The sequence below is a fragment of the Nocardia amamiensis NBRC 102102 genome (assembly GCF_001612745.1).
Taxonomy (GTDB): Bacteria; Actinomycetota; Actinomycetes; order Mycobacteriales; family Mycobacteriaceae; genus Nocardia; species Nocardia amamiensis.
The window spans coordinates 1-11,966 of sequence record NZ_BDBA01000277.1 but is presented as its reverse complement, the minus strand read 5'-3'; the positions used below and the strand labels follow the sequence as shown (position 1 = coordinate 11,966).

Annotated in this window: 8 protein-coding genes and 1 pseudogene; 5 read left to right on the top strand and 4 right to left on the bottom strand. The window is 66.3% G+C overall.

Annotated features, from left to right (window positions below; all coding sequences use genetic code 11):
• From rpoB to NA4_RS34980, 4 genes are all read right to left on the bottom strand, one after another.
• Positions 1–2,078: DNA-directed RNA polymerase subunit beta (rpoB, locus tag NA4_RS34995; RefSeq protein WP_084497732.1), on the bottom strand; the 2,078-nt coding region annotated here is incomplete at its 3' end.
• Positions 2,079–2,533: 455 nt separating this feature from the next.
• Positions 2,534–3,424, bottom strand: a complete 891-nt coding sequence (locus tag NA4_RS34990) for an NAD(P)-dependent oxidoreductase (protein WP_067479820.1) — start codon at positions 3,422–3,424, stop codon at positions 2,534–2,536.
• Positions 3,425–3,900: 476 nt separating this feature from the next.
• Positions 3,901–5,856 (bottom strand): multicopper oxidase family protein, encoded by a 1,956-nt coding sequence (locus tag NA4_RS34985; protein ID WP_067479818.1) that lies wholly within the window; start codon positions 5,854–5,856, stop codon positions 3,901–3,903.
• Entirely contained in the window at positions 5,853–6,266 is a 414-nt protein-coding gene (locus tag NA4_RS34980; protein ID WP_067479826.1) for a DUF6220 domain-containing protein, read from the bottom strand. The genes NA4_RS34985 and NA4_RS34980 overlap by 4 nt, the downstream gene beginning before the upstream one ends.
• Positions 6,267–6,430: 164 nt before the next feature.
• Between NA4_RS34980 and NA4_RS34975 the strand changes: the two genes are divergently transcribed.
• From NA4_RS34975 to NA4_RS34955, 5 genes and pseudogenes are all read left to right on the top strand, one after another.
• A complete protein-coding gene (locus NA4_RS34975) occupies positions 6,431–7,648 on the top strand; it encodes a sensor histidine kinase (RefSeq protein ID WP_067479824.1) in 1,218 nt (405 codons plus the stop codon).
• Positions 7,645–8,322, top strand: a complete 678-nt coding sequence (locus NA4_RS34970; protein WP_067479815.1) for a response regulator transcription factor — start codon at positions 7,645–7,647, stop codon at positions 8,320–8,322. Before NA4_RS34975 ends, NA4_RS34970 begins: the two co-directional genes overlap by 4 nt.
• Before the next feature lie 167 nt (positions 8,323–8,489).
• On the top strand, positions 8,490–9,413 hold the full coding sequence (locus tag NA4_RS34965) for an alpha/beta hydrolase (RefSeq protein ID WP_245671730.1): 924 nt from the start codon (positions 8,490–8,492) through the stop codon (positions 9,411–9,413).
• A 206-nt stretch (positions 9,414–9,619) separates the two neighbouring features.
• The gene (locus NA4_RS43410; RefSeq protein ID WP_084497731.1) at positions 9,620–11,527 is read left to right on the top strand and encodes an ABC transporter ATP-binding protein; all 1,908 of its coding nucleotides are present in this window, start codon (positions 9,620–9,622) and stop codon (positions 11,525–11,527) included.
• 5 nt (positions 11,528–11,532) lie between these two features.
• A pseudogene (locus NA4_RS34955) lies at positions 11,533–11,966 on the top strand (ABC transporter ATP-binding protein); the annotation flags it as partial.

The window sequence follows — 11,966 nt, the reverse complement described above, 5'->3', positions numbered from 1 at the left end:
AAAACCTGGCCCTGCTCCACCCGCTGACCCTCATCCACGATCGGACGCTGATTCGAGCAAGTGCCCTGGTTCGTACGAGCGAACTTGCGCAGTCGATACGACCTGCGGGTCCCGTCGTCGTGCATGACGGTGATGTAGTCGGCGGAGACTTCCTCGACCACACCGGGCTTGTCGTTGATCACGACGTCTCCGGCATCGATCGCGGCGCGCCTCTCCATGCCCGTTCCGACGATCGGCGCCTCGGAGCGGATCAGCGGCACCGCCTGCTTTTGCATGTTCGCACCCATCAGGGCGCGGTTGGCGTCGTCGTGCTCGAGGAACGGAATCATCGCGGTCGCCACCGACACCATCTGACGCGGCGAGACATCCATGTAACCGACCTCGGCGGAATCAACGAGCTCGACCTCGGAATTCTTGCGGCGCACCGCGATTCGCGCGGCAACGAAGCGTCCCTCGGCATCGAGCGGCTCATTCGCCTGCGCCACGACATGCAGGTCTTCCTGGTCGGCGGACAGGTAGTGCACCTCGTCGGTCACCGTCCCGTCGATCACTCTTCGGTACGGCGTCTCGATGAAGCCGAACGGATTGACCCGCGCATACACCGACAGATAACCGATCAGCCCGATATTCGGCCCTTCCGGGGTCTCGATCGGGCACATCCGGCCGTAATGACTGTAATGCACGTCGCGGACTTCGAGACCGGCACGCTCCCGGGTCAGACCACCTGGGCCCAGCGCCGAAAGGCGGCGTTTCTGCGTCAGACTCGCGAGCGGATTCCGCTCATCCAGGAACTGCGAACTCTGCGAGGTTCCGAAGAACTCCCTGATCCCCGCGACGACCGGGCGGATATTCATCAGGGTCTGCGGCGTGATCGCCTCGACGTCCTGAGTCGTCATCCGCTCGCGCACCACGCGCTCCATGCGGGAGAGGCCCACCCGGAACTGGTTCTGGATCAACTCACCAACGGTGCGCAGCCGGCGATTACCGAAATGGTCGATGTCGTCGACCTCGACCCGAACCTCGATGCCGCCTGGCGCGGTCACCACCGGATCACCGGCGCGCAGCCGCAGCAGGTATTCGATGATCGTGACGATGTCTTGCTCGGTGAGCACCCGTGAGCGCCCTTCGCCGGTACGGAGGCCGAGTTTCTTGTCGATCTTGTAGCGGCCCACGCGCGACAGGTCGTAGCGCTTCTCCTTGAAGAACAGGTTCTCCAGCAGGGTCTGCGCCGACTCCTTCGTCGGCGGCTCACCCGGGCGCAGCTTGCGATGGATATCGAGTAGCGCCTCATCGGCGCCCGGTGTGTTGTCCTTCTCCAGCGACGTCATCATGACCTCGGAGAAACCGAACCGCTCGGTGATCTGCGCGCCGGTCCAGCCGAGCGCCTTGAGCAGCACCGTGACCGGCTGGCGACGCTTGCGGTCGATGCGAACGCCGACGGTGTCGCGCTTGTCGATGTCGAACTCCAGCCATGCGCCGCGCGACGGGATGACCCGCACGCTGTACAGCGTCTTGTCGGTGGATTTGTCGACCGACTCGTCGAAGTAGACACCGGGCGAACGGACCAACTGCGAGACGACCACGCGCTCGGTGCCGTTGATGATGAACGTGCCCTTGTCGGTCATCATCGGGAAGTCACCCATGAAGACCGTCTGGCTCTTGATCTCACCGGTGTTGTTGTTGATGAACTCCGCCGTGACGAACAGCGGAGCCGCGTAGGTCATGTCCTTGTCTTTGCACTCGTCGATCGAGGCCTTGACCTCCTCGAACCGGGGATCGGATAGCGTCAACGACATCGTTGCGGCGAAGTCCTCGATCGGGCTGACCTCCTCGAGCACCTCCGCCAATCCACTCGCGAGTGCGTCGCCGCGCGCCGCTGCCCGTTCGCGCCAGGCAGGCGCACCGATCAGCCATTCGAAAGAATCGGCCTGGACCTCTAGCAAATCCGGAACATCGAGGGGCTCACGGAGTTTGGCGAACGAGACCCGCTTCGGCGCTCCGGAGACTCCGCTGTCGACAGGTATTCCGGCACTGACCTCGGTCTGACTAGAGACTGCCAAGATGCGTCCTTCCAGCACCTCGCACCGCCCGCACGTTCGCGCGGTCGGCACGGTATCTGTTTGTCCTGTGGGCGGTATTTCACATTGTGCACCGTGCCGGAGGCCGCCCGAACATGACTCGACGACAACCGGTAGAAAGCGGACACGCCGAGAGTGCCACTTTCTACCGTCATTTCGTATTTCGAGAGTTGGACAGCACGCGCCCCGGCGCGAAGTCCCAAATTACACCCGAACGCGCTAAATGTCGAGGACGCAAACAAATAGACACCTGATTTCTGGCGCCTTCCCGTATTGATAATGACATCTCAATATGCCATCCGTCAAGCCGATTAGCGGTAATCCGCCAACGCATTCGCGTCACGAGAGCAGATCCATGCTGCACTGCCGTTTTCAGAGGTGCGTCGAACCAGCCGGAGAGCGCTCCTCGCAGCGGGGCGCGTCCGTGGGTTCGTCGATGGTTGTGGCCCAGAGTGTCAACGCTGTGTGGCCGGATTTGCGAGCAGCTCGATCAGTGCTGTGATGCTCTGCTCACCCCGGCCCTCGGCTACCGCTCGGCGCAGCAGGTCGTGCATCGGCGCGTGCCAGGACATGTCGACGCCCGACTCCGTCCCGAGCTGCTCGTCATCGGCGATCGCGGTGTGGAACAGTGCGATCGAAGAGCCGAGCCGGGTGTAGTCCCTGGCATCGATCTCCTCCGCCATGACCGGCAGTAGCGACTCGATCATCTGGAGCCACTTGGCCGAATAGGGCACCATCGTGCGGGCCGGCAGACCGCGCGCGGCCAGAATCGCCGCGCCTTCGAAGAAGCCGAGCAGCGCAGGCAGCAACGTGGCGCCGACGGCGGATTCGTAGAGAGCGGCCAGATCCGGTTCGGCGCCCAGGTGCACGAGGTCGCCGCCGAGTACCCGCAGCGTTTCCGCGTGCTCGTCGAAGACGGCCCGCTCGCCGCCGAAATACAGCAACGTGTCGGGCTTACCCACGGCCGAAGGCACGTTCTTGATCGCGCCGCCGAGGAAGTGCGCCCTCTGGTCGGCTGCCCACTGCGCCAATTCTTTTGCTTCGGAGGGTGTTCCGCTATTGAGGGTGACGAGCGTGCGTCCGCTGAGCGCGACTCCCACCGAAGCCAGACTGTCGCGGGTAGCTCGGAATGTGGTCATGCACGCGATGATCATCGGGCTGGCGGCGATGGCATCGGCGATGTCGAGTTGCTGGTTCGCGCCCGCGGCCACCAATGGTGCCGCCCGGTGCGGGCTGCGGTTCCACACGGTGGTCGGATGCCCTGCCGCGAGGAAGGCTTCAGCGAGCGCGCGGCCCATCGAACCGGTGCCGAGCACGGTTACCGGGGTTCGTTCCTGTTCGATCATTGCGACTCCAATCCCAGACTGCGAACCGAGTCTCTGTGCGTCGGAGTAATCGCGACAAGTACGCACTTTCCATGGCAGTTACATACGTTCAGGTAATCGGCCAGGTCGTGACGGCCCGCACGACGCGCGATATGACCGGAGTCACTGCCTGTACTCGCGAGGAACCTGGACGCCCGGATACCTCGATACCGCTGATGAGTGATGGCCCCGACGAACACCGCAACAGCCTGCGCACCTCCGTCGGAGAGCATTTCGCCACGAGCCTCGCTGGCCAGCGGGAAAGTTCGCTACTGCCGAGCTCCGGACATCCTGATGATCTCGGCGAGTTTACGCCCGCACCGTCGCAAGTGTGCCTGGTCGCGGGCCGACGGTGCGCTCGAGCGTGCGCGGCGAGCAGTGGCCCCGCCACGACGTGTCGGTTGGCTACTCGACGGGCGGGTGGTTCGCGTCATCGATAGAGCGCCGGGCTCGTGTCGTCAGCGGTTGTGACCGGCGTGCATCCCGCCGAATGGGGTGGTGACACCGTCGTAGCGCATTTGCAGCATCATCCCCTGATGGGCGTGGGACAGGTTGTGGCAGTGGTTCATCCAGATGCCCGGATTCGAGGCTCGGAACGCGACCTCCCATACCTGCCCGGGACGTACGTCGAAGGTGTCGACCCACAGTGGGCTGCCCGACGACAGCGTCCCGTCTCTGGACAGGATCAGCACCGGATGGCCGTGCAGATGCCAGGGGTGGGTCTCGCGGCTCCGGTTGACCACCGTGAACCGGACGATGTCGCCGTCAGCGACGAGTTGGTCGGGGATCGACGGGTGTCCGCGGCCGTTGACAGTGTGCGCGTATGCCGGTGATCCGTCGACCATAGCTATCCCGCGGTCGAGAACCAGGGTGAAGTGCCGGTCGGCAGCGTCGGTGCGCAACGGGACAGGGACCGTGGTTCCGTACGTCAGCAAGTCGAGTTCAGGCCAATCCGCGGTGTGCTGCGTGGTGGGCTCGCCGTCAAGGGCACCGGCCTGGGGCCGCAACCACACTCTGGCGGCGCGGTCGTCGAGTACCAGTGCCACGGACGTGCTCGGCATGACGAACACGAGGTCGTAGCGCCCGCCTGCGGGCAGCCGCAGGCCGGTCCGGCTGATCTCGCCGGGCTGCACGAGGTCGCGGCCGTCGACCGCAGCCACCCGGAACGACGTGCCCGCCAACGCGAATATGTGCGGGTCGGAGTCGGTGTTGATCAGCCGCAGCCGTACCGCGGTGCCCGGCGGTGCGATGTGTTCGCCGCCGCCCGCGATCGTGGCGGTGCCGTCGAAGGTGTGCACGAGCAGAGTGAGATCCACTGATTCCGTGTCGGATTCATCGCGGGGTTTGACGACCAGGGGACCGTAGAGCCCGCGGCGTACGCCGATGTGCGACGCGTAATGCGTGTGATACCAGTAGGTTCCCACTTGGTCGGCGCGGAACCGGTAGACGAACGCACCGCCGGGTGCCACCGCATCCTGGGTGATGCCCGCCGCACCGTCCTCCCCGCACGGCACGTCGTAGCCGTGCCAGTGCAAGGTCACTCCGTCACCGATATCGTGGTTGACCAGTTCGACCTCGATCAGATCGCCCTGGGTGGCCGTGATCGGCGGACCGGGCACCGTGCCGCCGAAGGTCCACGCGTCGATCTCGCCTCCGGAGTCCAAGCGCACGGTAGCTTTCCGGGCAACCAATACGTGTTCGCGCCGGACGCCGCCCGGTGCCGGTGTGTCGGCGCCCCGCAGGCCGGTCACCGATACGGCCGCGTGTGACGCCGGACCAGGACCACCTCCGTCGGTCACCGACGCCGCAGGCCGCACCGACAGGCCGACGCCGGCACCGGCAGCACCGACCACAGCCACACCACCGGCAACGCCGAGGAAGCGGCGGCGCGAAACCTCCTGCCCGCCCGGATCGGCGTTCGGTTCCTCGACCGGGTTCGGTGTCGCGAGCACCAGCGCGGTCAGCAGCGCGCCCGCGAGCACCAGCGCGATCGTGATCAGCGCGATACCGACGGTAAGGGGGTATCCGACGAGGAAGGTCACCACGAAACCTGCCAACGCGGCGTAAGCGGCGGTGAGCAGCGCGAGGACGCCTGCGACATCGATGGTTTCCGGCCGCCGGTCATCGGTGACTTGCGCGAGCAGCCGGGGTCCGGCCAGCACCGCGGCGGCCGGCGCGGCCACCGCGAGCATCGGCAGCCCGAGCAGCACCTTCTCTTGGACGAACCACCATCCGCGACCGGCCAGTACCGTCACCGGCGCCGCCCTGGCCGATGTCACCAGCAGTGCGATGGCCAGCAGAGCCAGGGCGGGCTCGGCGCGTCGCAGCGCCATGGTGACGCCTGCCGCGAACCACGCGACGACGCTCAGCAATGCGAGGGCATGGTCCACGACCATCCAGGTGGCTGTCGTCATGACGTCGTGCGCGCGGATTCGGCCGGTTTCCGCGAAATCCTGTGCGATTGCCGCACAATCATCCCGATCACGGCGATGATGGCCAGCCCGTTGATCGCGTGCAGGCCGAAGACGAAATGGCTGCTCGAACTGTCACCCAACGATTTGGCGACTTCCCGGATCACCGACTGGCCGATCACCAACCCGGCGGCCAGGCCTGCCAGCCCGATGAGCCGTCCCGGCATCCTGGCGACGGCGGCGGCGATCGTGATCACGAGCGCGAACACGAGGATCGCGTATCCGAGCGTGCGATGCGGCTGAAAGGATTCCTCGACGGGCGCGGTGTCGAACGCACCGCTGGCGGCCAGATAGAACTGGGCGATGACGGCGAGCAGCAGCACGGCCGCCAGGCCGGTGAAGGCTTTTTTCATGCCGTGAATCGTCGCGGCGGCCAGGCACACTCGGCTTCCGGCAGCGGGAGTCGCTGTCTACGTGAATCCGCGTACCGGAATCCCGATCGGCTGCGTCGGTCGTCGTAGCCGATCGCGCGCCCGGGCAGGAGCGCGAGCACTCGCGGGTGCCGTACGCTCACGGCATGGTTCAACGGGCGGCGGCGCGACTTTCTGCCTGGTTCGCGCGTCGGCCCGCGTGGTTCCCGGATGCTCTGCTGGCGCTGTTCGTTACCGTGATCCAGGTTCAGAGTGCCGCCATTCCGGTGCCGCTCGAGCCGGTCCCGACGCCGGTCTCGGGCTTCGGATATGCGCTGCTGATCGTGAGTGGCGTGGCCGTCGCCGCGCGCCGCCGGTCGCCTGTGCTGGTGTTTGTGGTCACGGCGGTGGCCAGCCTGATCTATTTCGGTCACGACTTCCCCGACCGGGCTTCCTATCTCGCGCTCTTCGTCGCCCTGTACACCCTCGCCGCCTACGGCGATGGGCGGCGATCGCTGATGATCGCTGGTGCGGGCATCACGGTTCTCGCCGTCGGCTGGCTCATCGCGGGAGCGGATGTGGAACCGCTCGTGGCCATCGGCTGGGTGTTCTTCCGGATCGGCGCGTCGGTGATCAGCACAATACTCGGTGAGTCCGTCCGATCCCGCCGGGTCATCGCCGCCGATGCGGAAGAGCGGGCGGAACTGGCGGAGCGGTCCCGCGACGAGGAAGCCAGGGCGCGCGTCGACGCCGAACGGCTGCGGATCGCCCGCGAAGTCCACGACACCGTCGCCCACGCGATCGCCATCATCAACGTGCAGTCCGGCGTCACCGCACACGTGCTCGACAAGCGACCGGAACAGGCCCGCGAAGCCTTGCGCACCATCGAGCAGACCAGTTCGCGCGCACTCCGCGAGATGCGGGCCATCCTCGGTGTGCTGCGCGATAGCGACGAGCGCGAACCCTACCCCGGTCTCGACCAGATCGACGAACTCGTCGGCAAGGCCCGCGATGCCGGGCTCGACATCGCTTTCGAGCAGACCTCCCCGGTGACGCCGCTACCGAGCGCGGTAGGCAGCGCCGCGTACCGCATCGTGCAGGAATCGATCACCAACGTGATCCGCCACGTCGGCCCGACCCAGGTGACGGTGGCGCTCGAACCCGGCATCGACGCCTTGCGGATACGGGTGATCGATCAGGGCCGCCGCGACCCCGCGCACATCCCGGCCCGCACCGCCGGCTCGCCCACGACCGGCCGCGGAATCGTCGGAATGCGCGAACGCTGCCAGCTGCTCGGTGGTGAACTCGACGCGACGTCGCGTCCCGATGGCGGGTTCGAGGTCACTGCCCGCCTGCCCCTCGCCCCGGTCGGGTCGCGCTTGTGAACGCCACGCCACCGATCAAAGTACTGCTCGCCGACGACGAACGTCTGGTGCGTTCCGGTTTCAAGGTTCTGCTCGATCTGGAAGACGACATCACGGTGGTCGGTGAAGCCACCACGGGCGCGGAAGCAGTCGAAATAGCCCGCGCCACCCGCCCGGACGTCGTCCTCATGGACATCCGCATGCCACGGCTGGACGGGATACGCGCCACCGCCCAAATCGCCGAAGCCAACGGGATGGAGCGGGTCAAGGTCCTCATCCTCACCACCTACGACACCGACGAGAACGTCTTCGATGCCCTGCAGGCGGGCGCGAGCGGGTTCCTGCTCAAGGACGCGGGCCCAGCCGAACTCCTGCACGCGATTCGGGTGATCGCGGCCGGTGACGCGCTGCTCGCACCCCGGATCACCCGCCGCCTCATCAGCCAGTTCACCGCGCAGCGCAGGGCGGCCAAGTCCGCCGAGGACCGGCTCGCGGTGCTGACCGACCGTGAGCGCGAAGTACTGGCCCTGGTGGGGCAGGGCATGAGCAATGACGAGATCGGCGCCGCGTTGTTTCTCAGTCCGGCCACCGCGCGCACGCATGTCAGCCGCGCGATGGTGAAACTGGGTGCGCGCGACCGTGCGCAGCTGGTCGTCATCGCCTACCAGACCGGGCTGAGTGATTTCACCACGTAGTGATGAGCGCGTTCATCGCAGCTTTCGGTCTGTCCGGTGTTCGTTCGACGACTGACCGGCTACGACGATCGACGCAGCCGGTCGCACCCTTCGTACGCGTATTCACGTAGACAGCGACTCCCGTCGCCGGAAGCGGAGCATGCCTCGCGAGCGCGACCATCGACCGCATGATCATGGATCCCGAACTCGAAGCATTCGTCCCGTTGTTCCCTCCGGCCGACCTGAGCGACCCGATCACCGCCCGCGAGAATCTCGCCAAGTTGATCGCCGCGATACCGGAACCGGACACCACGAACCTGGAGATCGAAAACCATACGGTGCCGGGCGATTCCGATGTGCCGGTACGGATCTATCGACCGCACGCGGCGCGGGGCGCCATCGTGTGGCTGCACGGCGGCGGGTTCGTCATGGGTGATGTGGATACCGAACATCCGTGGGCCGCGTTGCTCGCCAACGCCTCCGGCGCGACAGTGATCTCGGTGGAATATCGCTTGGCCCCTGAGCACCCCTACCCCGCCGCGCATGATGACGTTTACGCCGTGCTGATCTGGACGGCCGAGCACGCATCCGAGCTCGGCATCGACCCGGCGCGGATCGCGATCGGAGGCCACAGTGCCGGCGCGGGGATCGCTGCCGCGGTGGCGTTGCGGGCGCGTGACCAGCAAGGGCCGCCGATCCGCTTCCAGCTGCTCAACCAACCCGTCCTCGATGACCGGCAGCAGACATGGTCGGCGCGGCATTTCACCGATACGCCCTTCCTGACTCGCGACAAAGTCACCCAAATGTGGGGCCACTATCTCGGCTCCACGCCTGCCACGCCGTACGCCGCCCCGGCCAGGGCCACCGATCTGTCCGGCCTGCCACCCGTCTACATCGCCACCGCGGAGTTCTGTCCGAACCGCGACGAAGACATCGACTACGCATTGCGTCTGCTGCATGCGGGAGTGCCGGTCGAGCTGCATCAGTGGCCGGGCACGTTCCACGGATCGCAGGCAATCCTGTCCGCCGAGGTGTCCCAGCGGCAGAATGCCGAACTCGCCGCCGTACTGCGTCGCGCCCTGGCCGGAGATACGAGCCGTCCCAGAATCTAGACATTGACAAGTTCGCGCGCACAGACCTAATCTTTCCACCGTCAAGATTAGGTCTCGATCCACACGAGACCCGATGGCACCGCTGGTTGCCCTCGCCGTCGTCACCGCAACCAACCCGGCTCGTCGCCTGGCTGATTGCCGGGCGCACGCGACCGTCGGACCGGCCGCGATGTCGCCGCGACGAGATAGAGCAAGACAGGAGAACGATGACCACCATCGACCTCGCCGAGGCGAGGGAGCAATCCATATCACCCCCAGCAGATGCCGATTCCTCGGCGGAACACAGCGTGGCAGCGTTGCTGCGCCCTTATCTGGGCGGTTTCGCCGCCGTTGTCGTCCTGCAGATCATCGGCGCTGTCGCGGGGCTCGCCCCGCTGCTGGCGGTTGTCGAATTGGGGCGAACCCTGTTGTCGCCCGGTCCGATCGATCATGGGCATGTCTGGATCGTTGTGTTCACGGGCGCGGTCGGTTTGTTCGTCCGGCTGCTGTTCACAGCCGCGTCGTCCGGAATCGGGCATCTGCTCGACAGCCGTGTGCAACTGTCGTTTCGCAGGCAACTGGCCGCGCGGCTGGGGCGCGTGCCGATCGGCTGGTTCTCCCGGCGCAGCACCGGCGAGCTGGCGAAGGTCGTCGGCAAGGACGTCGGTGCCGTACACCCATTCATCGCCCACACTCCCGGCGACCTCGTCGCCGCCTTCGTGGTGCCGCTGGTATCGCTGATCTACTTGTTCACCATCGACTGGCGGCTCACGTTGATCACGCTGATCCCGGTGGCGCTGGCGGTGGCATTGGTCCCCTTGATGATGACCCCGACCCGGCTGCGCGAGCAGAAGGAGTTCGATGCGGGGATGGGCCGGATCGCCGGTGCGGCCGTCGAGTTCGTGCAGGGAATCTCGGTGGTCAAGGCGTTCGGCTCAGGCGAGCGCGCGCACCGGAAATTCCGCACGGCCGCAGACGATTTCGCGGACTCCTTCCTCCGCATGGTGCACGGACTCGCCGGAATCGCCGCGGGTATGCAGGTGGTGCTGTCGCCGCCGTTCGTGCTGCTGGTCGTGCTGATCGGCGGCGCGGTTCTGATCACGAGCGGGTCTCTGGCCCCGGCGGATCTACTGCCGTTCCTGCTGCTCGGACTGGGACTGACCGCTCCGGTCGCGGCGCTCGGCCACGGCTTCGATGATCTGCAGGCCGCCCGCCGCGCGGTCGACCGGGTCCGGGAAGTTCTTGCCGTGCAATCACTTCCGGAACCCGCGCACCCGGTCGCGGCACAGGGGCACCGGGTGGAGCTGCGTGATGTGCGATTCGGTTACGAAGCCGATCACGAGGTGCTGCGCGGGATCGACCTGGAGCTCGAGCCGGGTACGGTCACCGCGATCGTGGGGCCGTCGGGAAGCGGAAAGTCCACGCTGGTGCAGCTGTTGCCGCGGTTCTTCGACCCGACCCAAGGTGCGGTCCTGCTGGGCGGTGTCGATCTGCGCGAGCTCGGCAGCCGGGAGCTGTACCGGATGGTCTCCTTCGTCTTCCAGGATGTTCGGCTGCTGCGCGCGTCGGTCGCGGACAATATCGCGCTGGCGGTACCGCATGCCGACCGCGACGACGTGGTTCGCGCCGCCCAGCTGGCGAATATCCATGACCGAATTCTCGAGCTGCCGCGCGGATACGACACGGTGCTCGGTGCGGACGTCCAACTGTCCGGGGGTGAGTCGCAACGGATTTCGATCGCGCGCGCTCTGCTCGCCGACGCGCCCATTCTGGTGCTCGACGAGGCCACCGCATTCGCCGACCCGCACACCGAACACGCGGTGCGCCGGGCGCTGGCGACGCTGGAGGGCGATCGGACGATCCTGGTCATCGCCCATCGCCTGGAGACGATCGCCGACGCCGACACCGTCGTGATGCTGGAGAACGGGTCGATCGTCGAGCGCGGCAAGCCTGCCGAACTGCTGGCACAGAGCGGAAAGTTCGCCGAATTCTGGCAATCCCACCGATCCGCGCTCACCGACGAGATCGAAACCCTCGGTGGCGTACTGCGGCGTGAGCTCCGGCCCTGGAGGGGTCAGCGGAGCGCATCCACGCACCTCGCCGACGAGACACTGCAAGGAGACGAGTCCCGATGATTCGAATGCTGCTGCGCGTGCTGGGACACGAGTACGCCCAGCCTGTGCGTCGCACAGTGGCCCTGATGACGGCAACCTCGGTCGCCGAAGGTTTGTCCTATGCGCTGCTGGTTCCGGTGTTGCGGGCATTGTTCGGGAGCACGCCCACGGACGCCTGGCCCTGGCTGATCGCGTTCGGGGCGGCGGTCGCGGGCTATGCGGCGCTGCGCTATCGCAGCGATCTGTCCGGTTTCCACGTCGGGACCACGCTCTTGCGCGGTGTCTATCACCGTTTCGGCGATCGTCTGGCCCGTTTGCCCCTCGGCTGGTTCACTGCCGGGCGCGTCGGGGAGGTGTCGGTTCTCGCCAGCGAGGGTGTACTGCAGGCGATGAGCGTGATCGCGCATCTGCTGGCACCGTTGATCTCCGCCAGCGTGACTCCGCTGACGATCGTTGTCGT